The sequence below is a fragment of the Kitasatospora sp. NPDC086801 genome (assembly GCF_044745805.1).
Lineage (GTDB): Bacteria > Actinomycetota > Actinomycetes > Streptomycetales > Streptomycetaceae > Kitasatospora.
The window spans coordinates 106,643-127,595 of the sequence record NZ_JBIVAX010000025.1 but is presented as its reverse complement, the minus strand read 5'-3'; the positions used below and the strand labels follow the sequence as shown (position 1 = coordinate 127,595).

The following is a 20,953-nucleotide window of genomic DNA, read 5'->3' as shown; positions in this document are numbered from 1 at the left end:
TCATCGCAATTCGCTTTCCGCTTGCCCCCGCTCTCTCGCGGCGACTCCGGAACTGTACGGGGACGAGCCCGCCACATGCAAATCGCCCCCGCCCGAGGTCCCGGGCAGGGGCGATCCGTTGTTCAGGCACCGTCAGGCGCGGCCCATCTCCTCGGCGATGGCCGCCGCGAAGCCGTCGATGTCGGCCTCCGTGGTGTCGTACGAGCACATCCAGCGCACCTCGCCGGTGTGCTCGTTCCAGAAGTAGAAGCGGTAGTGCTTCTGCAGCCGCTCGCTCACCTCGCGCGGGAGGATCGCGAACACCGCGTTCGCCTGGACCGGGCGCACGATCTCGACGCCGTCGATCCTGCGGACGGCCGCCTCCAGCCGGTTGGCCATCGCGTTGGCGTGCCCGGCGTTGCGCAGATAGAGGTCTCCGGAGAGCAGCGCCTCGAACTGGACGGAGAGGAAGCGCATCTTCGAGGCGAGCTGCATCGAGGTCTTGCGCAGGAACTTGATGTTCCGCACCCGCTCGGGATTGAGCACCACCACGACCTCGCCGAACAGCAGGCCGTTCTTCGTGCCGCCGAAGGACAGCACGTCGACGCCCACGTCCGTGGTGAAGGCGCGCAGCGGCAGCCCGAGCGCCGCGGCGGCGTTGGCCAGGCGGGAGCCGTCGACGTGGACGAGCATGCCGAGCTGGTGGGCGTGCTCGGTGATCGCGCGGATCTCGTCGGCCGTGTAGAGGGTGCCGAGCTCGGTGCTCTGGGTGATGGAGACCGCCAGCGGCTGCGCGCGGTGCTCGTCGCCGAAGCCCCAGGCCTGCTGGTCGAGCAGCGCGGGGGTGAGCTTGCCGTCCGGGGTGGGGACGGTGAGCAACTTGATGCCGCCCATCTTCTCCGGGGCGCCGCCCTCGTCCACGTTGATGTGGGCGGACTCGGCGGCGACCACGGCGCCCCAGCGCGGGAGCAACGCCTGGAGGGCGACGACGTTGGCGCCGGTGCCGTTGAAGACGGGGTAGGCCTCGGCCTTGTCGCCGAAGTGGCGGCGGAAGACGTCCTGGAGGTGGGCCGTGTAGTCGTCCTCGCCGTAGGCGATCTGGTGGCCGCCGTTGGCGAGGGCTATCGCGGCGAGGATCTCCGGGTGCACACCGGCGTAGTTGTCGCTGGCGAAGCCGCGGACGGCGGGGTCGTGCCGCCGTACCGCGTCCGTACGGGTGAGGTCGGTCATCGGGCTGTCAGCCACAGGTGCTGTCCGTTCAGTTCTGCTGCGGGGCGGTCCCAGAGGCCCGCCAGGTGTCCGGCGAGGTCGGCGGTGTCGGTGAAGCCGGCGAACTTCGCCTCCGGCTTCTCGGCCCGCATTTCGGGGCTGACCAGCGCCTTGATGACCAGGATCGCAGCCGCCGCGGTGGGCTCGCCGTCGGGGGCGGTGGTCTCCTTCTTGAAGGAGTCGGCCATGGCGAGGGTCCAGGCCTCGGTGGCGGCCTTGGCGGCCGCGTAGGCGGCGCCGCCGGCGGTGGGCTTGTGGGCCGCGGCGGCGGAGATCATCGCGTAGCGGCCGGCGGAGCTGCGGACCAGCGCGGGCTGGAAGGCCAGCGAGGTGTGCTGGAGGGTGCGCACGACGGTGTCGTGCAGGAAGTCCCAGTCGTCCAGGCGGGTGTCGAAGAAGGTCTTGCTGCCGCGCCAGCCGCCGACGAGGTGGAACAGGCCGTCGACGTGGCCGTGCTCGGCCTCCAGGTGGTCGGCCCAGTCGTGGACCTCCTGCGGGTCGAGCAGGTCGATCACCTGTCCGCTGACCTTGGCTCCGCGCACGGCGATGCGGGTGGCGTCCAGCGCGGATTCGAGGCGCTGGGCGTCGATGTCGGCACCGATCACGGTGGCGCCGTCGGCGGTGAGGCGGCGCAGCACGGCCTGGCCGGCCGGGCCGCTGGCTCCGGCGACGGCGATGACCTTGCCGGCCAGCGGGGACTTGGTGGTCGTGGTCACGCGGCGGCTCCCTGGATACCGGTGCCGGTGATACCGGCGGTGGCGGCGATGACGCCGCCGAGCTTCTTGGACAGGGCCTCGTAGAACATGCTCAGCGGGAACTCGTCCGGGAGCACCGCGTCGCACAGGGCCTTGTTGAGGGCCTTGCCCTCGGTGATGTCGAGCGGCAGCGCGTCGGAGCCCTTCGCCCAGGTGGACGCGGGGTGCGGGGTGAGGTAGCGGGAGACCAGCTGGTAGGCGGCGATCCAGTGCGCCGGCTTGGGCCGGTCGATGCCGTCGCGGTAGAGGGTCTCGATCTCGGCGCAGAGCGCGTTGGTGACCTGCGGGGCCCGGTCCCAGTCGATGCTGAGGCGGTTGTCGCGCCAGCGCAGCGCGTCGTGCTTGTGCAGGTAGGCGAAGAGCAGCTGGCCGCCCATGCCGTCGTAGTTGCGGACGCGGTCGCCGCTGACCGGGAAGCGGAACAGGCGGTCGAAGAGGATCGCGTACTGGACGTCACGGGCGTGCGCGTTGCCCTCGGCCTCCAGCTTCACCGCCTCCTTGAAGGTGGTGAGGTCGCAGCGGAGCTCCTCCAGGCCGTACATCCAGAACGGGCTGCGCTGCTTGATCATGAAGGGGTCGAACGGCAGGTCGCCGTGGCTGTGGGTGCGGTCGTGGACGAGGTCCCACAGGACGAAGGTCTCCTGCGCGCGCTCCTGGTCCTTGAGCAGGCCCTCGGCGTCGGCCGGGATCTCCAGGCCGAGCTGCTGGACGGCGCTGGTGGTGACGGCGCGGAAGCGGGCGGCCTCGCGGTCGCAGAAGATGCCGCCCCAGGTGAAACGTTCCGGCGCCTTGCGCACGGCGACCGTCTCGGGGAAGAGGACGGCGGAGTTGGTGTCGTAGCCGGCCGTGAAGTCGGTGAAGGTGATCGGCACGAACATCGGGTTGTCGAAGCGGGTCCGCTCCAGCTCGGCCAGCCAGTCGGGCCACACGACGCGCAGCAGGACGGCTTCCAGGTTGCGGTTCGGGTTGCCGTTCTGCGTGTACATCGGGAAGACGACGAGGTGCTCCAGGCCGTCCTCGCGCTGGTCGGCCGGGTGGAAGGCGAGCAGCGAGTCCAGGAAGTCGGGCTCCCGGTAGCCGGTGTCGGCCCACTTGGCCAGGTCCGCGTCGACGGCGGCCAGGTAGGCGGCGTCGTGCGGGAACAGCGGGGCGAGTTCCTCGACGGCGCCGCGGACGGTGGCCACCAGCGGGTCGACGGTGTGCCGCTGGACGGCGGACAGGTCGATCGAACCGTCCTTGGACTGCAGCGGGCGCAGCGTCTCGACGGCCTCCTTCAGCCGCAGCCAGGCCGGGCGGCCGGCGAGGGTCGAGACCGGGGCGTCGGCCGCCGCAGCGAGCCTTGGCGAAAGATTCTGCATCGTGGACTCACTTCGACAGGAGTTATTTCAACGGAGACACCATAAGTACGAAAGGTTCTCCTGTTCAAGGGGGTCGCAACCGACAAAGCTCCGGCGTGGCTCCGGCGTGGCTCCACCGAGGCCGGGACGGGGCCGGGGGCGCGGGCCCCGCGGCCGGGTGTCCGCCATGTGGACGGGGATCTGGATGTTCTGGACAGATGCACCGTCGGAATGCGAACCTCCCGCCATGCTCCCGGCGGTGATCACGGTGACCGAGTGCCACATCGGCCTGTTCCGGGTGCCCTCTCGTTGTCACGCCTGCTGTCGCGTGCGCGGCCTCTGCCGCCGCTGTCGCTGATCCGGCTCGGAGGGCGCCGCGGACGCGGGCCCGTACGCCGACCATGCCGTGTGTGTTCCGGCGCCGCCACCGGGGGGAAGTGACCCGCCGGGCCCGCGGCCGGCCCCGGCCCGCGCCGTCGCCTCCCCTGTCCCCCCGGTCCTTCCTCACTGGAGCCCTGTCATGACCATCCGCAAGCCGTCCGCTGCTCTGCCCCTCGCCGCGCTGCTCGCCGCGGCCGCCGCACTGACCGCGTGCGCGCCGCAGAACACCAGTTCCGACGGGGCCACCGCCTCGGGCTCCTCGGGTGCTCCCGGCGCGGCCGCGGGGTGCGCGCCGGGAGCGCTGGCGACCCGGACGACGGGGACGCTGACCGTCGGCACCGACAAGCCCGCGTACGACCCGTGGTTCACCGAGGACGAGCCGGAGAACGGCAAGGGGTTCGAGTCCGCCGTGGCCTACGCGGTGGCGGAGAAGCTGGGCTACCCCAAGGAGAAGGTCAGGTGGGTGGTCGCACCGTTCGGCAAGGCCACCGCGCCGGGGGCCAAGGACTTCGACTTCGACATCAACCAGGTGTCCGTCAGCGACGAGCGCAGGCAGGCGGTCGACTTCTCCTCCGGCTACTACGACGTGCGCCAGGCCGTCATCGCGCTGAAGGACTCCAAGGCGGCGGGCGCGAAGAGCATCGCCGACCTGAAGGGTGCCAAGCTCGGCGCGCAGGTCGGCACCACCAGCCTCGACATCATCACCAACACCATCAAGCCGAGCGTCCAGCCGGCCGTGTTCGATTCGAACGACCTCGCGAAGGCCGCGCTGAAGAACGGCCAGGTCGAGGCACTCGTGGTGGACCTGCCGACCGCCTTCTACATCACCGGCGCCGAGGTGCCGGAGGCGAAGGTGGTCGGCCAGTTCGAGGGGGCCTCGCAGGGCGAGCAGTTCGGCCTGGTGCTGGACAAGGGCTCGAAGCTGACCGGCTGCGTGTCGCAGGCGGTGGACGCGCTGCGCTCCGACGGCACGCTCGCGAAGCTGGAGAAGCAGTGGCTCTCCGACGCCGTCTCGGCACCGGTGCTCAAGTGAGCGGCGACGCGATGGCGGCCGGGCCGGCTTCGGTCGCCAAGGGCTGCGGCGCCAAGGGCCGCGGCGGGGAGGGCCGCGATGGCGAAGGCGGCGGGGGCAAGGGTGACGACGACGGCTACCGCCCGTCCGAACGGCGGTTGGCGCACGAGGCGTACCGGCGCGGCCGCGCCCGCCGGTCGGCGCTGATAGCCACCGGGTCGACCCTGGCGACGGCGGTCGCGCTCTACCTGCTGGTCGTCAACTCCCCCGGCTGGGAGGTGACTCGGAAGACCTTCTTCAACGCCGACTACGCCCGCCAGGCACTGCCCGAGGTGCTGAAGGGGCTGCGGCTCAACCTGGAGCTGATGCTCGGCTGCGGCGTGCTGATCCTGGTGTTCGGCCTGCTCCTCGCGGTGCTGCGGACGCTGCGCGGGCCGGTGTTCCTGCCGGTGCGGCTGCTGGCCACCGCGTACGTGGACTTCTTCCTCGGGCTACCGATGATCATCTGCCTGCTGGTGATGATCACCGGGGTCCCGGCGCTGCGGCTCAGCGGGGTGACCACCGATCCGCTGCTGCTCGGCGGGGTGGCGCTGGTGCTGACGTACTCCGCGTACGTGTCGGAGGTGTTCCGCTCCGGCATCGAGTCGGTGCACCCCAGCCAGCGGGCCGCGGCCCGGTCGCTCGGGCTCACCAATGCGCAGGCGATGCGGTACGTGGTGCTGCCGCAGGCCGTCCGACGGGTGGTGCCGCCGCTGCTGAACAACCTGGTCAGCCTGCAGAAGGACACCGGGCTGGTCTCGATCGGCGGGGCGATCGACGCGGTGTACGCGGCCAAGATCATCGCGGCCCGCTCGTTCAACTTCACGCCGTACCTGCTGGCGGGGCTGGTGTTCATCGTGCTGACCATTCCGCTCACCCGGTTCGCCGACTGGCTGACCGCCCGGACGAACCGTCGACGGTTCCAGGGAGGTGCGGTGTGAGCGGGGACGTGCTCCGGCTGGAGTCCGTGCGCAAGACCTTCGGCGGCCAGGTGGTGCTGCGCGACGTGGGGTTCGCCGTGCCCGAACACTCGGTGACGGCGCTGATCGGGGCGTCCGGCTCCGGCAAGTCCACGCTGATGCGCTGCGTCAACCTGCTGGAGGGGATCGACGACGGGGCGGTTTTCCTGGACGGGGAGGAGATCACCGACCCCCGCGCGGACCAGGACGCCGTCCGGCGCCGGATCGGTGTGGTGTTCCAGTCCTACAACCTGTTCCCGCACCTGACCGTGCTGGAGAACATCACGCTCGCCCCGCGCCGGGTGCACGGGCTCGGGCGGGCCGCGGCGGAGTCGAAGGCGCTGGAACTGCTCGACCGGCTCGGGCTGACGGCCAAGGCGAAGGAGTACCCGGACCGGCTCTCCGGTGGACAGCAGCAGCGCGTCGCCATCGTGCGGGCGCTGGCCACCGGGCCCCGGCTGCTGCTGCTCGACGAGATCACCGCGGCGCTCGACCCGGTCCTGGTCGGGGAGGTGCTCTCGGTGGTGCGCGACCTCAAGGAGCAGGGGATGACCATGGTCCTGTCCACCCACGAGATGGGGTTCGCGCGCGAGGTGGCCGACCGGGTGTGCTTCCTGGACGACGGGGTGGTGCTCGAACAGGGGCCGCCGGAGCAGGTGTTCGGCGATCCGCAGGAGGAGCGGACGCGACGGTTCCTCAGCCGGGTCGTCGCCTCGGGGCGGCTCGCGGGCTGAGCCCGGGCCGGGGCGGCGGGGCATGTGTCGGGTGCCCGCACACCGGCGGGCACCACTGTGCGCCCGGCGCGCGCCCTGCCCGCGCCCCGGCCGCAGCGGTGATCGTGGACGGGACGACCGTCCAGACCGCGGTCGGCGGGTGATGGTGTGGCGGGCAGTGGGCGAGGGACAGGGGCGGGGGGACAGATGTCAGCGAACAGATAACAGATGACGTCATCTGTTATCTGTTATCTGTTCGCTGACATCTGTCATCCGTCATCTGTTCGCCGCCCCCGCCACACCGCCGCCGGCCGACCGCCCCCGTCGCCCCGGGAGGCCGCCGTTGCACGGACCCTCGCTGATCAGCTGGCTGCTCGCCCTCCTCACCACCGCGGCCGGCGCCTACTGCCTCACCCGGCTGCGCCACTCCCCCTGCGCCGCCGGAACCACTCACCGCTTCGGCGCCCGGCGCCTGCTCGCCCGGGAGTCCGACGCCGCCGAGGCCCTGATGGGGCTCGGCATGGCCGCCATGGCCGTGACCGGCGGCGCCGTCCCGGCCACCGTCTGGGCCTGGGCGTTCGGCCTCCCGGCCGCCGCCTTCCTGCTCGCCGCCGCATGGGGCCCGGCCCACCGGACACACCGGCTGCACCACGCGATCGGCGCGCTCGCCATGACGTACATGGCGCTCGCGATGACCGCCGCCCCAGGCCATCACCACCACACCGTCGACGCGGGCACACCGCTGCTGACCGGCTCCCTCCTGCTCTACTTCGGCGTCTACTCTCTCTGGGCCGGCACCCGGCTCCTGCACACCCCCTCCGGGACCATGGCGCTCGGCACCGCCGGACTGCCCCGGGCCTGCCGACTCACCATGGGCATCGGCATGTTCGCCATGCTCCTGACCATGTGAGGCCCTGGACGATCCAAGACCCCACCCCTGACGTGGCGTTGGTCACTGGCCGGTCGAAAGCCGTTCCTCCGGACGTCATCAGCGCATAGGTTGGCAGGGAGCGCGTTGTCGCGTTCCGTGCGTACTCGGGGAGCCCATGCGATGACTGCCCTGATCGGCCTGCTGCTGCTCGGACTGCTGCTCTCGACCGTCGCGCCCCGGCTGTTGGCCCGGGCCCGCTGGGCGGAGCGCGAACCGGTGCTGGCGCTGCTGGCATGGCAGTGCCTCGTGGTGGCCGTGCTGCTCTGCTGCGTCCTGGGCCTGCTGCTGGCCGCCTCCGCCGCGCTGCCCGAACTGCGCACCCTGGTGTTCTCCGGTGCCCCGCACGGCGTCGAGGCCGCGTACGGCCTGCAGGACGCCGAAGGCTGGGGTCGACTGTGCGCCGCGGTGCTGGCGGCGGGTGGCGTGCAGACGGTGCTGGCGCTCACCCGCGAGGTCCGTTCCGCGAAGGCGCTGCGCGACCATCGACATGCTCAACTGACCGTCCGCGCGCCGGAGTTGCCCGAGGCCATCGCGGCCGCCCGGAGCCGCCGGGAGCGGCTGGTGGTGCTGGAGAACGTCCGCCCGGAGGCGTGGTCGCTGCCCGGTCCGGACTCCCGCCTGGTGGTCACGACCGGCGCCCTCCAGCAGCTGACCGACCGGGAGTTGGCCGCCGTCCTGAGCCACGAGCGCGGACACGTCCGGGCCCGGCACCACTGGCTCCAGCAGTGCGCGCAAGCGCTCGCCTCCGGTTTCCCCGGGGTCGGCGTGTTCAGCGCCTTCCGGGCCCAGGTGGAGGAACTGGTCGAGCTGGCGGCGGACGACCGGGCGGCGCGTCGGCACGGCCGGCACACCACCGCCCTCGCGCTGGCCGAACTCAACCTGGACCGCGGGGTGTTCGGCTCCTGTCCGCCCGGTCTGGCACAGTCCCCGCGACGGGTGGACCGGCTGCTCGCGGGCCGCCCGAGGCTGTCCGTCCCGCACCGGCTGCGGCTCACCGTCGCGGCCCTCGCCGCGCCGGCCGCGGCCGTCCTGTTGGCCATCGCCCCGGGGCTGACCTCACTCCTCTGAAAAGGTCCAAACTCCTCTGAAAAGGTCCAACCAGGCTGCCGGACAGCAAGATTGACGCCAGGTCAGCTTGCCCGCAGGTCGGCAGGCCAGCTCGTCGGCAGGCCAGCTCGTCGGCAGGTCAGCTCGCCGGAGGATCGCCCAGCGGCCCGAGCGGGGCACCGAGGGTCAGTTCGAGCACCTCACGATGGAGCGGCCTGGCCTGCTCGTACCGCTCCCGGCCGGCCTCGGTCAGGGTGATCACGATGGCCCGCCGGTCGCTCTCGCACATCGCCCGGGTGACCATCCCGCCCTTCTCCAGGCGGGCGATCACCCGGGACAGCGCACTCTGGCTGAGGTGGACGGTGTGAGCCAGCTCCTGCGCCCGCAGCGCGTGGCCGCCGCCCTGGCACCCCTCCACCAGGCGTTCCAGCACTTCGAATTCGCTCACGCCCAGCCCGCACTTGTCACCCAGCTCGCGATCGAGCATGCAGGCCGTGGCGGCATGCCGGGCCAGCAGGTCGCGCCATTGCGCGACGAGACCGGCCTCCGCCGGGGAGTCGAGATCAGCCACAGCGCCACCCTAGCATGTGCGCCGTAAAATTATGTGTTCACATCTTATTCATTTGCATTGAATGCACGTGCATGTACTGTCCACCCCATGACCACCGCGACCGTCACGTCACCCGACGCCTCGTCAACCAGCGGGCTGAACTGGACACCCCGCCTCTGGGGCACCCTGATCGTGCTCTGCGCCGCCATGTTCCTGGACGCCCTGGACGTCTCCATGGTCGGCGTCGCCCTCCCGTCCATCGGCTCCGAGCTGCACCTCTCCACCTCCGCCCTGCAATGGGTGGTCTCCGGCTACGTGCTCGGCTACGGCGGCCTGCTCCTGCTCGGCGGCCGCGCCGCCGACCTGCTCGGCCGCCGCCGGGTCTTCCTGGTCGCCCTGGGCGTCTTCGCCGCCGCCTCGCTGCTCGGCGGCCTGGTCGACGACGGCGGTCTGCTGATCGCCGCCCGCTTCCTCAAGGGCGTCAGCGCCGCCTTCACCGCCCCGGCCGGCCTGTCGATCATCACCACGACCTTCGCCGAGGGCCCCGCCCGCAACCGGGCGCTGTCGATCTACACCACCTGCGGCGCCAGCGGCTTCTCGCTCGGCCTGGTGCTCAGCGGCCTGCTCACCTCGGTCGGCTGGCGCTGGACCTTCCTGATGCCCGTCCCGGTCGCGCTGCTCGCCCTGCTCTTCGCGGTCCGGCTGCTCCCCCGCCCCGCCGAGGAGCGCGCCAAGGGCGGCTACGACGCGCTGGGCGCGATCACCGGAACCACGACCGTGCTGCTGCTGGTGTTCACCGTCACCGAGGCACAGGGCGCCGGCTGGCTGAGCCTGCGCACGGTCGGCTCGCTGGTCGTGGTCGCCGCACTGGCCGCCGCCTTCCTGCTGGTGGAGAGCCGCACCGCGCACCCGCTGGTCCGGCTCGGCATCTTCCGCAACGGCTCGGTCGCCCGGGCCAACGTGATCGCCTTCGCGATGACCGGCGCGTACGGCGGGTTCCAGTTCGTCGTCACGCTCTACCTGCAGCACCTGCTGGGCTGGTCGGCGCTGCAGATGGCCCTCGGGCTGCTGCCGGCCGGCGCCTTCATCGCGCTCTCGGCGCCGTTCATGGGCCCGATCGTGGACCGCTTCGGCACCGGCCGACTGCTGCCGATCGGTCTGCTGGCCCTGGTCGGCGCGTTCGCGCTGTTCCTGCGGCTGGACGAGCACAGCTCGTACCTGGTCCTGGTCCTGCCCTCGATGCTGCTGCTCGGCGTGGGCTTCGCGCTGGCCTTCCCCTCGGTGAACATCGCCGCCACCGACGGCGTGGGCGACGAGGAGCAGGGCCTGGCCTCCGGCCTGGTCAACACCGCGATCCAGGTCGGCACCGCGGTGGTCCTGGCCGGCGCGACCGCGATGATCACCGCCGGCAGCGCCGGCGGCGACAGCCCGCAGGCGCAGCTGGACGGCTACCGGCCGGCCCTGGTGTTCGTCACGGCGGTCGCGCTGTTCGGTCTGCTGATCGCCGCGGTGGGCGCCCTGGTCGACCGACGGCGGAAGCCGACTCCCGTGCCGGTGCCGGACTATGATTACCCCCCGGTCGGGTCGAACGCGGCCCGGACCGAAGTCCTGACCAATCGCTGACCGTCGACCGCCGCCCGGGGCCGACCCCGGCCATCGGGCAATGGCGCCGGCTCCACCAAACCCCCGTTTTGGTGGAGCCGGCCGTCTTCGTACCGGGCGCCCGAGCGGCGCCCACCGGCGCGCGGCTTCACGGTGCGGCTGCCGGCTCCGCCAGTATATTGGCCCGGAGCCAACGAACGTTCGGAGCAGACACGATGGCACCTCGCGGGGATTCGGTCAATGAGGAGATGCGGCAACGCTCCCGCCGGCGCATCATGCGAGCCACCGTCGAACTGGTCGACCGGCACGGCTACGCGGGCACCACGCTGACCGACATCGCCGAGCGGGCCGGGCTCGCGCGCGGGCTGCTCTCGTACTACTTCGACGGCAAACGGCTGCTGATGCAGTCCGCGACGCACCGGATGATGCACCAGTCGCTCTCCAGCGCACTCGCCGAGATGACGCCGGACGCCACGCCGGAGGCCCGGCTGGCCCGCGCGATCGACGCCGTCCTCACCCTGGCCCTGGACCACCCGCGAGTGATGCGCTCGCACCTCGCGCTGATCCTGGACCCGGACTCCGGCGCCTTCGTCCAGGACCCGGAGCAGCAGCAACTCGGCGCCATCCTCCAGGGCCTGCTGCTCGACTGGGGCGCACCGGACCCGGACGCCGAGCACGCGGTGCTCCGCAGCGCGCTGATGGGCGGCTGCATCGGGGTGCTGCTGCCGGGCGCCGAACTCCCACTGGCACCGATCCGGGCCGACCTGTTCCGCCGCTACGACCTGCCCTGGGAACTGGGCACCCCGCCGCAGCCGCTGCCGCCGGAACGCGAACGGCCGCCGGCCCGCGACTGACGGCGGGGGGACGGCGGCTCGGCGCCCGGGCGGCTGACGGCGGATCGTCGGACCCGTACCGCACCGGCCCGGCGGTGGCGGCTCAGCGCTCCTTGAGGATCGAGGCGAGCAGGTCTACGGTCCGCTCGGGCGTGAGGCTGTCCACGCAGAGCCGCTCCATGACCTGGATGTACGCGTCGACGTCGTCCCGCTTGTCCAGGTAGAGCGCGCTGGTGAGCTGCTCCAGGTAGACGACGTCCGCGAGGTCCTGCTCCGGGAAGCGCAGGATCGTGAACGCCCCGGACTCCCCCGCGTGCGCGCCGAAACGGAACGGCATGACCTGGATCACCACGTTGGCCTGCTCGGCGACGTCGATCAGGTACTGCACCTGACCGCGCATCACCTTGGGCCCGCCGACCGGGCGGCGCAGCGCGGCCTCGTCGATCACGGCCCACAGGCGCGGACTGGCGCCCTCGGTCAGCAGCTTCTGGCGGCGCAGGCGGAGGCTGACCCGCCGCTCGACCTCCTCCTCGCTGACGACCGGCCGACTCTGTCCGAAAACCGCCCGTGCGTACTCCTCGGACTGCAGCAGCCCGGGGATGAACTGCACCTCGTAGGTGCGGATCAGCTGGGCGGCCTCCTCCAGGCCGACGTAGGTCTGGAACCAGCCCGGCAGCACGTCGTTGAAGCTGTGCCACCAGCCGGACTTGTTGGCCTCGCGGACCAGCCCGAGCAGGGCCTCCCGCTCCAGGCCGTCGTCCACGCCGTAGAGGCTGAGCAGGTCGGCGACGTCGCGCTCCTTGAAGCTGACGCGGCCGAGTTCCATGCGGCTGATCTTGGACTCGGAGGCCCTGATCGCGTAGCCGGCGTCCTCGCGTGTGATGCCTCGCGTCTCACGCAGGCGACGCAGCTGAGAACCGAGGAGGATCCGGCGGACCATCGAGCCGCCGCCCGGCTGAACTGTGGTCATGCGGTCGAAACCTCCACCTAGGGCAAACAGCGCACAGTCTGCCATCAGTTGAGCGCTCACGGTGCCGATACTGACGGATGTTCCTATCAGTTCCGCACTCCATGTACCAGGATGCACGTGCATCCGGCGCTTGCATATGCCAATAGTGCGACTGCACGTGAATCGACTCTTGCATCTGCAGTGAGCGCACACCACCATGGTGCACGTGCACCTGCACATCCCTGGCAATCCCGCGGGCTCCGCGTCGACCCCACGCGCGACTCCGTGCACCGACCCGGCAGCGTCCCCCCGCGCCGCCGGGGGTTCGTGTGCGCGCGCGCTGGTCGAGGGGGCGGCCGAGCGGCCGAGCGAGTCGGAGGTGACCGGCATGACCCCGGCGGGTCCAGCCGTGTCCGCCCCCTTATGGGAGGAGCTCTTCATGAGCACCGGTACGGCTTTGGCGGTTGACCCCCATGTGGTCACCTGTACGCTCGCTCCTCGCTTCGAAGCCGTCAGAACCGCGCGCGACTTCGCCAGAACCTCTCTTCAGCGCTGGGGCCTGATGGAGCTGTTCGACGATGTCGCGCTGGTGGCCTCGGAGCTGGTGACCAACGCACTGCGGCATGCGATCGGCGCACGGCCCGACCCTGCGGGCGGCGCCCAGGGCGAGTACGACTTTCCCATACAGCCGACCCCCGAAGGCCGGCTGCCGATCCGAATAAGCCTGGTCCACCGCTCTCCCCAGGTGGTCTGCGCGGTGAGCGACCCGAGCTGCATCGGCCCGGTCGCCCGGGAGGCGGACTTCGTCGCCGAGTCCGGCCGCGGACTGCACCTGGTGGAGTCCTTCAGCCGCTCCTGGGGTTGGCACCCGCTGGGCAGCGGCAAGGTGGTCTGGGCGCTGTTCGAGGCGGAGCCGGCCACCGGTTCCGAACTCGGTGGACGGCACCGGCGCTCGGCCTAGCGCCGGGCGACGCGCGGCCGGCCGAGGAAGGCCCCGGGAGGACCGCACCCCGGGCTCCGCGGGACGGATCGGCGGGCCTGGCGCAGCTGCGCCACGAGCCTCGGCTCAGCCTTCACGACGATTCCCACGACGATTCCCGGGCCAGCCCCCCGGACGAGCGGCCGGACCGACAGCCGGGCACCCCGGCGGACCGGCCCACGCGCAGGTCCGGACTCCGGACCGTGCACGGGTCCACGCGCGGAACGGCGCGGCGCGCCCCCGCACGGTCGACCGCGAAACCGTTCGCCGCGAAGCGGTTCGCCGCGAAACCGCCCGCCGCAAGGCTCCGGACCGGCCCCGGACAAGACAAAGGCCGTCGTGGTGTCAGCACCCACGACGGCCCCCCGATGGCAAGACGGCGGCCGGTCAGACCGCCAGGTGGTCGAACTCCCCGTCCTTGGCCCCCAGCAGCAGGGCGGCGATCTCGGCCCGGGTGTAGATGAGCGCCGGACCTTCCGGGAAACGCGAGTTGCGCATCGCCACATCGCCCCCCGGCAGGGCCGCGAACTCGACGCAGTTCCCCTGGGAGTTGCTGTGCAGGCTCTTCTGCCAGGCAACCCCCTTGAGGTCGGCGGCCGCCATCCCGTTGTAGGTGTCGTACGAGCCGTGCGTGTCCTGCGAGTCGTGCATAGAAATCTCCCGAAGAGCTCCGGAGTGGTCGTCCAGCGCGGCGCCCCCGGCACCCGCCGAACGAACGGACCGGCCCCGTACCGGCCCGGCACAACGCCTCACTTGACGCGATGATAGCCGCTGTGCACGTGCATCAGCACGGGACATTGCAGGTGCACGAGGCCTTTCACCGGCCGCCCCGAACTCTTCACGGACCCTTCTCCTGACGGTACGTAAACGGACATAGCCGAGTGAATCGCCAGACTCCCGATAACCGGCCGTGAGCGGCTCCCCGCTGAATGTTGATCTTCGAGCGCCTGGAGTCGCGCCGCCGTGACCCTCCGTCAGGCGACCTCCTGGCTGTGAGACATCTCACGCGCCACAGAGGCAACTCGACGCCCCTTCGGACACGTCAGGGCAACTAGCGGCGATCACTCGAAGGCTGGGTGAGATATGTCCGGATTGCGGGTAAACCGCCCGGACCGGTGCACCGGGAGCGCGACGCACACGCCATGACCGTGCGAAACCCGAACGGCAGCCGAATGCAGGCCTGACGGGCCGATGTCCTACGATCTCCGGCATGAGCACCGCAGCCATCCCGGGCGCGCCACTGCCCGTCCGCACTCCAGGCTCCCGTGCGCGGGGGCGCCACCGCCGCCCCGAGCGCCCCGAGATCCCGGCCGGCTCCCCGGCCCTGGTGCTCGCCGTGCCCGCGACCGCCGGGCCCGAGTCCCACTCGGTCGTCGAGGAGCTGCTGTCGATCGTCCGCAGCGAGCAGAGTGGCATCCAGACCGCCGTCGGCTACCTCCCGGGCGAAGCCGCCGGGGGAACCGGCGGTGACGACCACACCGTCGCCGAACTGCTGGCCACGGCCGCCGAGGCCGGCCTTCCCGCGCCGGTCCTGGTGCCACTGGTACCCGGCCCGCACGGATTCCTGACCGAACTTCACGCCCTCGCCGCGGAGTACGGAGCCCCCGTCACCGACGTGCTCGGCCCGCACCCGCTGCTCGCCGAGGCCGTGCACGTGCGGCTGTCCGAGGCCGGCCTGGCGCGCGCCGACCGGGCCCGGCTGTTCGCCATCGCGACCGCCGCGGACGGCGTCGTGCTGACCACCGTCGGCGGCGAGGACGCCGCCGCCGCGGCCGGCATCACCGGTGTCCTGCTGGCGGCCCGACTGGCCGTCCCGGTCGTCCCCGCCGCGCTCGACGTGCCGGGCTCGGTCGCCGCGGCCGTCAACCACCTCAAGGAGACCGGCTCCCAGCGCCCGGCGCTGGCCCCGCTGGTGATCGGGCCGGAGGCCGACTCCGAACTGCTCGCCACGGCCGCCGAGGAGACCGGCTGCCCGTCCGCGGCGCCGCTGGGCGCCTATCCGACGGTCGGCCAGCTGATCGCCGCCACCTACCTGGCCGCGCTGCCGGCACCCTCCCCGGAGGAGCTGGCCCGGGCCGAGGCTGAGGCCGAGGCGGCGGAGGCCGCCGGGGGCGCCCACGCCGGCCACTCCGGCCATGGCGGTCACGGCGCTCACGCCGCCGCCGAGGAGCCGTCCGGCCGGTAGCGGAGACCATGCGCACGAAGGGCCCGGGACGGCTGCGTTCCGGGCCCTTCCGGCTTGTCCTGTGCGGAAGTTAAGGGGTGAATAGGCGCGATGTCTGTTCTGTTCGCATTTGTTCGCCGCCACTCGGCACGTGCCCCGGCGCCCGCGGTGCGGTCGCGCCCCCTTCTCGACGAGCACACCCCGGGCGACCCGACGCGCCGTCATTCGCCTCCTGAAGCGCAGACAGTTGTGCACGCCCTTGGCGACGTTGCCGGAAATCAGTCATTTCTGATCATGACAAGCAAGGGGAACGACCGTTCTCCTCAAACCGTGATGCGCGTCACAGGTGTTTGCAGTTTGAACTTAAGTCTGCTTAACGTGCTCTCCGTTCGTGGCCACACGAACCCAGTTCATCCGCGACGCCGAGTCCTGCCGTCGGATGTCCTGGCAGCGCGAAAACGCACCACGGCAGGAGCGGGGGACCCACAGGTAAGTCGCCCCGGACCGTTCCCCGGAACGATCCAGGGCTAGGGGTGAAGCCGCGCCCACAGCGCGGCCGGGCAACTCCAGCCCGAATCCGACAGCTCACCTCGCAGGCGTGGGAGAGGACTGCGTCTTCATGCTGCCCACCAACGGCACCCGTCTGTCCAGTCGTACCCGACGCGTGATCGCCGCCATCGGCGTCGCGGGCGTCGGCCTCAGCATCCCCTGCCTCACCTCCGGCACCGCCTCCGCCGCCTCCGTCTCCACCTGGGACAAGGTCGCCCAGTGCGAGAGCACCGGAAACTGGAGCATCAACACCGGCAACGGCTTCTACGGCGGACTGCAGTTCACCTCCAGCACCTGGGCCGCCTTCGGTGGCACCGCCTACGCCCCGCAGGCCAACCAGGCCACCAAGGACCAGCAGATCGCCGTCGCCGAGAAGGTCCTCGCCTCGCAGGGCCCCGGCGCCTGGCCGGTGTGCTCGGTCCAGGCCGGCCTGTCCAAGGGCGGCGCCCCGGCCGGCGTCGACACTTCGGCCGGTTCCACCACCGGCTCGGCTGCCGGCTCGACCGCCACCAAGCCCGCCCCGAAGCCGACCACCCCGGCCGCCCCGGCCGCCAAGTCCGCGCAGAACCAGGCCCCGGCCGCGAAGCCCGCCAAGCCGGCCGCGCCTGCCCAGGACCAGGTGCAGGCCCCCGCCGACTCCGCCAACGGCACCTGGGCCCAGAAGGGCCAGAGCCAAGCCCAGAGCAGCGCTCAGGCCCAGAGCAACGACTACACCGTCGCCGCCGGCGACTGGCTGTCCTCGATCGCCGACAAGCACAACCTCCAGGGCGGCTGGCAGCGGCTGTACGAGCTCAACCGCGGCACCCTGACCGAGGGTCCGGACACCATCTACCCGGGCCAGCGCCTCTCGTTCAAGGACGGCGGCCAGGCTCAGCAGTCGGCGCAGGCCGACCAGTCCGGCTCCGGCTCGTCGGCCACGTCCGGCTCGGGCTTCACCTGGTTCGACCGCTCGCAGAAGTCCGGCCAGACCTCCAACGGCGGTGCCGTGAACGCCAAGCCGGCCGCGCAGGACCAGGCCCCGGCCTCCAAGCCGGCTTCCAAGCCGGCCGCCCAGGCGCAGAGTCCGGCCCCGGCCCCGGCCACCACCGGCAGCATGGCCGCCGCGGTCTCCTTCGCCCAGTCGAAGGTCGGCCAGGCCTACGTCTACGGCGGTACCGGCAACGGCGGCTGGGACTGCTCCGGCCTGACCCAGGCAGCGCTGCGCGCCGCGGGCGTCTCCGTCCCGCGCGTCGCCGCCGACCAGGCCGCCGCGAGCACCCACGTCTCGCTGGACAGCCTGCAGGCGGGCGACCTGCTGTTCTGGTCCAACAACGGCCAGGACTCCGGCGTCTACCACGTCGCGATCTACATCGGCGGCGGCCAGTACGTCGAGGCCGCCAACCCGAGCTCGGGCGTGCGCCTGCAGACCGTCGCCAACTGGGCCCCGGACTTCGCCGGCCGGGTCTGAGCACGACCGACGGGTGACAGGTAACGGCTAACGGCTGACAGATAACAGATAACAGATAACAGATTTCATCATCTGTTATCTGTCAGTCGTCGCCCGGGCCAGCCACTCCTTGAGGAACATCGACAGCACGGCCGCAATGGCCATGACGCAGGCCGCGATCGCGAACACCGTGTCCGTCCAGGAGACGATCGCGTGCGGCACGGCACTCCGCTCCGCCGGGGACGGTGATGTACGCCACCGAACCCGCGAGGCCGACGCCACCGAGGATGCCGAGTGGCGCCATGACGCGGAAGGCCGGGTTGCGCCCCCGCCTCCCCCGGCTTCACCCCTGCCGACCGGAGACCATGGTCAAGGCCCGCCCCAAACGGGCATGCTGCTGCTCTGCGCCCGAGGAGGAGTCACCATGGCCCAGGCCACCGTCACACTCGACGCGAACCTCGCGATCGACGCGATGATGCTCTCCGGCACCAAGAACCCGCAGGACGCCGTCGAACTCGTCCTGCGCGACTACCTGGCCCGAGGCCGCCGCACCGAGACCCGGACCGGCGACGCCGCCGACGGCCAGCGACTCACCGAGAGCCGCCCCACGGAGCACGAGGACTGACCGGGCGCCCGGGCGGCACGCGACGGGCCCCGGAGAGCAACCGCTCTCCGGGGCCCGTTCGTTGACCGCCCTCAGCGCGCGCAGGCCCCCGTGGACCCGCGCATGACCAGCTCCGGCTGGAACATGAACTCCCCACGCTGGGCCGCGTTTCCGCCGACCTCCTCCAGCAACGCGTCCACCGCCGCCGTCGCCATCGCCTCGACCGGCTGGCGGATCGTGGTCAGCGGCGGCTCGGTGAAGGCGATCAGCGGCGAGTCGTCGAAGCCGACCACCGACACGTCGTGCGGCACCGACAGCCCGCGCTGCCGCACCGCCCGGATCGCCCCGAGCGCCATCATGTCGCTGCCGCAGACGATCGCCGTGCAGCCCTTGTCCAGCAGTGCGCCGGCCGCCGCGTGCCCGCCCTCCACGCTGAACAGCGTGTGGTGGACGAGGTCCTCGGCCTCCTCCCGGCTCCGTCCCAGCACCTCACGCATCGCCGCCGTGAAGCCCTCGATCTTGCGCAGTACCGGCACGTACCGCCGCTGCCCGACGGCCAACCCGATCCGCTCGTGGCCGAGTTCGGCCAGGTGCTGGACGGCCATCCACATCGCGGCCCGGTCGTCCGGCGAGATGAACGGCGCGTCGATCCGCTCGCTGTAGCCGTTGATCAGTACGAACGGCACCCCACGGCCGATCAGCCGGGCGTAGCGGTCGTGGTCGGCGGTGGAGTCGGCGTGCAGCCCGGAGACGAAGACGATGCCCGCCACGCCCCGGTCGACCAGCATCTCGACCAGTTCGTCCTCGGTGGACCCGCCCGGCGTCTGGGTGCACAGCACCGGGGTGTACCCGTGCCGGCTGAGCACCTGCTCGATCACCTGGGCCAGCGCGGGGAAGATCGGGTTGCTCAGCTCCGGCGTGATCAACCCGATCAGGCCGGCGCTGCGCTGGCGCAGTCGGGTCGGCCGCTCGTAGCCGAGCACGTCGAGCGCCGCCAGCACGGTCTGCCGGGTGGCGGCGGAGACGTTCGCCTTGCCGTTGAGTACGCGGGAGACGGTGGCTTCGCTGACCCCCGCCTGCGCCGCGATGTCTGAGAGTCGCGCCGTAGTCACGGTCCCAGAGCCTATTGCAACCACGTCAGACCGCCCACCAGCCGGTGCTGTCGGGCGCGAGCACCGTCTCGCCGCCGTCGAGCACCAGCTCCACCGAGGAGAGCAGCAGCTTTCCGGGCGCCGCTATCCGGACCGGCTCCTCCGTGGTGTTGACGGTGCAGACGAAGGAGCCGCGGCGGAACGCCAGGGTCCCCTCGGGGCTCTCCAGCCACTCCACGGCCGTCCCGGCGCCGAGGTCGTCCCGGGAGCGGCGGACGGCGAGCGCGCTGCGGTACAGCTCCAGGGTGGACGCCGGGTCGCCGGTCTGCGCCTCGACGCTCAGCGCGGCCCACTCGGCCGGCTGCGGCAGCCAGGACGGCCCGCCGGCGACCGGGCCGAAGCCGTACGGGGCCTCGGTGCCGGACCACGGGATCGGGACGCGGCAGCCGTCGCGGTAGCCGTCCTGCCCGGCCTTGCGGAAGAACGACGGGTCCTGGCGGACCTCGTCCGGCAGGTCGGTGACGTCCGGCAGACCGAGTTCCTCGCCCTGGTAGATGTACGCGGAGCCGGGCAGCGCGAGCATCAGCAGGGTGGCGGCGCGGGCGCGGCGCAGGCCGAGCTCGCGGTCGCCGGGCGTGCGGATCTGGGTGCCGAGGCCGGGCGGGTTGGCGAAGCGGGTGGCGTGCCGGGTGACGTCGTGGTTGGACAGCACCCAGGTGGTGGGGGCGTCGACCGGGCGCATCGAGTCGAGCGAGACGTCGATCACCTCGCGCAGCGCGGCGGCGTCCCAACCAGTGCCCAGGTACTGGAAGTTGAAGGCCTGGTGCAGCTCGTCGGGGCGCACGTAGTTGGCGGTGCGCTGGACGGTCGGGGTCCAGGCCTCGGCAACGCCGATCCGCTGGCCCGGGTACTCGTCGAGGATCTTGCGCCAGCTGCGGTAGATCTCGTGCACGCCGTCCTGGTCGAAGAACGGCATGACGTCGTTGCCGAGCAGCTTGAGCTGGTCCGAGCCGCCGAGGTCGGGCAGGCCGGGGGCCTTCACCAGGCCGTGGGCGACGTCGATGCGGAAGCCGTCGACTCCCATGTCGAGCCAGAACCGCAGGATCGAGCGGAACTCGTCGGCGACGGCCTGGTTCTCCCAGTTGAAGTCGGGCTGCTCGGGGGCGAACAGGTGCAGGTACCAGTCGCCGGGGGTGCCGTCCGGGTTCTCGGTGCGGGTCCAGGCCGGGCCGCCGAAAATGGACTCCCAGTCGTTGGGCGGCAGTTCGCCGTCGTCGCCCTTGCCGGGGCGGAAGTGGTACCGCTCGCGCAGCGGGGACTCGGGGCCCTCGCGCAGGGCGCGCTGGAACCACTCGTGCTGGTCCGAGGAGTGGTTCGGGACGAGGTCGACGATGATCCGCAGCCCCAGCTGGTGGGCGTCCCGGATGAGCGCGTCGGCGTCCAGCAGGCTGCCGAACACCGGGTCCACGGCGCGGTAGTCGGCGACGTCGTAGCCCGCGTCCGCCTGCGGCGAGGCGTAGAACGGCGAGAGCCAGACCGCGTCCACGCCGAGATCGCGCAGGTACGGCAGGCGGCTGCGGATCCCGGGCAGGTCGCCCATGCCGTCGCCGTTGGAGTCGGCGAAGCTGCGCGGGTACACCTGGTAGATGACCGCGTCCCGCCACCAGCCTCTGGACGCGCCACCAGTCGCAGGAGCCGGGGTGACCGCCTCGTGAGCGGCGGGGTCGGCGGCAGGCCGGGAGGTGTCGGCCAGGTTCTGGGTCATGGACGGTATCCCTTGGGGA

At 71.7% G+C, this 20,953-nt stretch carries 20 protein-coding genes and 1 riboswitch; of the genes, 11 read left to right on the top strand and 9 right to left on the bottom strand.

What is annotated here, in order from left to right; all coding sequences use genetic code 11:
- Positions 1-132 precede the first annotated feature (132 nt).
- The 3 genes from ACIPLC_RS24485 to ACIPLC_RS24475 are packed head-to-tail and all read right to left on the bottom strand — an operon-like array spanning position 133 to position 3,361.
- Positions 133-1,209 carry a threonine aldolase family protein gene (locus tag ACIPLC_RS24485; RefSeq protein ID WP_400475146.1) on the bottom strand — a complete coding sequence of 359 codons (1,077 nt, stop codon included), beginning with the start codon at positions 1,207-1,209 and terminating at the stop codon, positions 133-135.
- The gene (locus ACIPLC_RS24480; RefSeq protein WP_380345354.1) at positions 1,206-1,964 is read right to left on the bottom strand and encodes an SDR family NAD(P)-dependent oxidoreductase; all 759 of its coding nucleotides are present in this window, start codon (positions 1,962-1,964) and stop codon (positions 1,206-1,208) included. The genes ACIPLC_RS24485 and ACIPLC_RS24480 overlap by 4 nt, the downstream gene beginning before the upstream one ends.
- Positions 1,961-3,361: a DUF6421 family protein gene (locus ACIPLC_RS24475; RefSeq protein WP_400475135.1), complete on the bottom strand. Its 1,401-nt coding sequence runs from the start codon at positions 3,359-3,361 to the stop codon at positions 1,961-1,963. Before ACIPLC_RS24475 ends, ACIPLC_RS24480 begins: the two co-directional genes overlap by 4 nt.
- A gap of 499 nt (positions 3,362-3,860) precedes the next feature.
- On the opposite strand from ACIPLC_RS24475, the gene ACIPLC_RS24470 reads away from it, so the two are divergent.
- The 5 genes from ACIPLC_RS24470 to ACIPLC_RS24450 all read left to right on the top strand — a co-directional run bounded on the left by ACIPLC_RS24470 (position 3,861) and on the right by ACIPLC_RS24450 (position 8,443).
- Positions 3,861-4,754: an ABC transporter substrate-binding protein gene (locus ACIPLC_RS24470; RefSeq protein ID WP_400475134.1), complete on the top strand. Its 894-nt coding sequence runs from the start codon at positions 3,861-3,863 to the stop codon at positions 4,752-4,754.
- Entirely contained in the window at positions 4,715-5,713 is a 999-nt protein-coding gene (locus ACIPLC_RS24465; protein WP_400475133.1) for an amino acid ABC transporter permease, read from the top strand. The genes ACIPLC_RS24470 and ACIPLC_RS24465 overlap by 40 nt, the downstream gene beginning before the upstream one ends.
- Entirely contained in the window at positions 5,710-6,465 is a 756-nt protein-coding gene (locus tag ACIPLC_RS24460; protein WP_400475132.1) for an amino acid ABC transporter ATP-binding protein, read from the top strand. Before ACIPLC_RS24465 ends, ACIPLC_RS24460 begins: the two co-directional genes overlap by 4 nt.
- A 322-nt stretch (positions 6,466-6,787) precedes the next feature.
- Positions 6,788-7,354, top strand: a complete 567-nt coding sequence (locus ACIPLC_RS24455) for a DUF5134 domain-containing protein (RefSeq protein ID WP_400475131.1) — start codon at positions 6,788-6,790, stop codon at positions 7,352-7,354.
- Between the two features lie 141 nt (positions 7,355-7,495).
- The gene (locus ACIPLC_RS24450) at positions 7,496-8,443 is read left to right on the top strand and encodes a M56 family metallopeptidase (protein ID WP_400475130.1); all 948 of its coding nucleotides are present in this window, start codon (positions 7,496-7,498) and stop codon (positions 8,441-8,443) included.
- Positions 8,444-8,561: 118 nt separating this feature from the next.
- Here the strand turns inward: ACIPLC_RS24450 and ACIPLC_RS24445 are convergent, their stop codons facing one another.
- Complete coding sequence (locus tag ACIPLC_RS24445) at positions 8,562-8,993, bottom strand: MarR family winged helix-turn-helix transcriptional regulator (protein WP_400475129.1); 432 nt, start codon at positions 8,991-8,993, stop codon at positions 8,562-8,564.
- Positions 8,994-9,080: 87 nt separating this feature from the next.
- On the opposite strand from ACIPLC_RS24445, the gene ACIPLC_RS24440 reads away from it, so the two are divergent.
- Positions 9,081-10,595: an MFS transporter gene (locus tag ACIPLC_RS24440; RefSeq protein ID WP_400475128.1), complete on the top strand. Its 1,515-nt coding sequence runs from the start codon at positions 9,081-9,083 to the stop codon at positions 10,593-10,595.
- A 254-nt stretch (positions 10,596-10,849) separates the two neighbouring features.
- Positions 10,850-11,428 (top strand): TetR/AcrR family transcriptional regulator, encoded by a 579-nt coding sequence (locus ACIPLC_RS24435; RefSeq protein ID WP_400475127.1) that lies wholly within the window; start codon positions 10,850-10,852, stop codon positions 11,426-11,428.
- Between the two features lie 82 nt (positions 11,429-11,510).
- Here ACIPLC_RS24435 and ACIPLC_RS24430 read toward each other — a convergent pair whose 3' ends face one another.
- Positions 11,511-12,377, bottom strand: coding sequence for a helix-turn-helix domain-containing protein (locus ACIPLC_RS24430; RefSeq protein ID WP_400475126.1), 867 nt, complete (start codon positions 12,375-12,377; stop codon positions 11,511-11,513).
- 418 nt (positions 12,378-12,795) lie between these two features.
- Between ACIPLC_RS24430 and ACIPLC_RS24425 the strand changes: the two genes are divergently transcribed.
- Positions 12,796-13,317 (top strand): ATP-binding protein, encoded by a 522-nt coding sequence (locus tag ACIPLC_RS24425; protein WP_244293511.1) that lies wholly within the window; start codon positions 12,796-12,798, stop codon positions 13,315-13,317.
- Between the two features lie 405 nt (positions 13,318-13,722).
- Here the strand turns inward: ACIPLC_RS24425 and ACIPLC_RS24420 are convergent, their stop codons facing one another.
- Positions 13,723-13,986: a DUF397 domain-containing protein gene (locus tag ACIPLC_RS24420; protein WP_400475125.1), complete on the bottom strand. Its 264-nt coding sequence runs from the start codon at positions 13,984-13,986 to the stop codon at positions 13,723-13,725.
- A 559-nt stretch (positions 13,987-14,545) separates the two neighbouring features.
- On the opposite strand from ACIPLC_RS24420, the gene ACIPLC_RS24415 reads away from it, so the two are divergent.
- Entirely contained in the window at positions 14,546-15,520 is a 975-nt protein-coding gene (locus ACIPLC_RS24415; RefSeq protein WP_400475124.1) for a hypothetical protein, read from the top strand.
- A 430-nt stretch (positions 15,521-15,950) separates the two neighbouring features.
- Positions 15,951-16,111, top strand: a riboswitch (cyclic di-AMP (ydaO/yuaA leader).
- The gene (locus tag ACIPLC_RS24410) at positions 16,098-17,495 is read left to right on the top strand and encodes a transglycosylase family protein (protein ID WP_400475123.1); all 1,398 of its coding nucleotides are present in this window, start codon (positions 16,098-16,100) and stop codon (positions 17,493-17,495) included. Its footprint overlaps the riboswitch before it by 14 nt.
- 75 nt (positions 17,496-17,570) lie before the next feature.
- Here the strand turns inward: ACIPLC_RS24410 and ACIPLC_RS24405 are convergent, their stop codons facing one another.
- Positions 17,571-17,696 (bottom strand): hypothetical protein, encoded by a 126-nt coding sequence (locus ACIPLC_RS24405; protein ID WP_400475122.1) that lies wholly within the window; start codon positions 17,694-17,696, stop codon positions 17,571-17,573.
- Positions 17,697-17,898: 202 nt separating this feature from the next.
- On the opposite strand from ACIPLC_RS24405, the gene ACIPLC_RS24400 reads away from it, so the two are divergent.
- On the top strand, positions 17,899-18,099 hold the full coding sequence (locus ACIPLC_RS24400) for a hypothetical protein (protein ID WP_400475121.1): 201 nt from the start codon (positions 17,899-17,901) through the stop codon (positions 18,097-18,099).
- Positions 18,100-18,170: 71 nt separating this feature from the next.
- Here the strand turns inward: ACIPLC_RS24400 and ACIPLC_RS24395 are convergent, their stop codons facing one another.
- Positions 18,171-19,190 carry a LacI family DNA-binding transcriptional regulator gene (locus tag ACIPLC_RS24395; RefSeq protein WP_400475120.1) on the bottom strand — a complete coding sequence of 340 codons (1,020 nt, stop codon included), beginning with the start codon at positions 19,188-19,190 and terminating at the stop codon, positions 18,171-18,173.
- Between the two features lie 25 nt (positions 19,191-19,215).
- Positions 19,216-20,934 (bottom strand): glycoside hydrolase family 13 protein, encoded by a 1,719-nt coding sequence (locus tag ACIPLC_RS24390; RefSeq protein WP_400475119.1) that lies wholly within the window; start codon positions 20,932-20,934, stop codon positions 19,216-19,218.
- Positions 20,935-20,953 lie beyond the last annotated feature (19 nt).

Coding starts and splice junctions, on each gene's coding strand:
- ACIPLC_RS24485 (WP_400475146.1), bottom strand. CDS start 1,209: ATGACCGACCTCACCCGTACGGACGCGGTACGGCGGCACGACCCCGCC.
- ACIPLC_RS24475 (WP_400475135.1), bottom strand. CDS start 3,361: ATGCAGAATCTTTCGCCAAGGCTCGCTGCGGCGGCCGACGCCCCGGTC.
- ACIPLC_RS24470 (WP_400475134.1), top strand. CDS start 3,861: ATGACCATCCGCAAGCCGTCCGCTGCTCTGCCCCTCGCCGCGCTGCTC.
- ACIPLC_RS24450 (WP_400475130.1), top strand. CDS start 7,496: ATGACTGCCCTGATCGGCCTGCTGCTGCTCGGACTGCTGCTCTCGACC.
- ACIPLC_RS24440 (WP_400475128.1), top strand. CDS start 9,081: ATGACCACCGCGACCGTCACGTCACCCGACGCCTCGTCAACCAGCGGG.
- ACIPLC_RS24435 (WP_400475127.1), top strand. CDS start 10,850: ATGCGAGCCACCGTCGAACTGGTCGACCGGCACGGCTACGCGGGCACC.
- ACIPLC_RS24430 (WP_400475126.1), bottom strand. CDS start 12,377: ATGACCACAGTTCAGCCGGGCGGCGGCTCGATGGTCCGCCGGATCCTC.
- ACIPLC_RS24425 (WP_244293511.1), top strand. CDS start 12,796: ATGAGCACCGGTACGGCTTTGGCGGTTGACCCCCATGTGGTCACCTGT.
- ACIPLC_RS24420 (WP_400475125.1), bottom strand. CDS start 13,986: ATGCACGACTCGCAGGACACGCACGGCTCGTACGACACCTACAACGGG.
- ACIPLC_RS24415 (WP_400475124.1), top strand. CDS start 14,546: ATGAGCACCGCAGCCATCCCGGGCGCGCCACTGCCCGTCCGCACTCCA.
- ACIPLC_RS24400 (WP_400475121.1), top strand. CDS start 17,899: ATGGCCCAGGCCACCGTCACACTCGACGCGAACCTCGCGATCGACGCG.
- ACIPLC_RS24390 (WP_400475119.1), bottom strand. CDS start 20,934: ATGACCCAGAACCTGGCCGACACCTCCCGGCCTGCCGCCGACCCCGCC.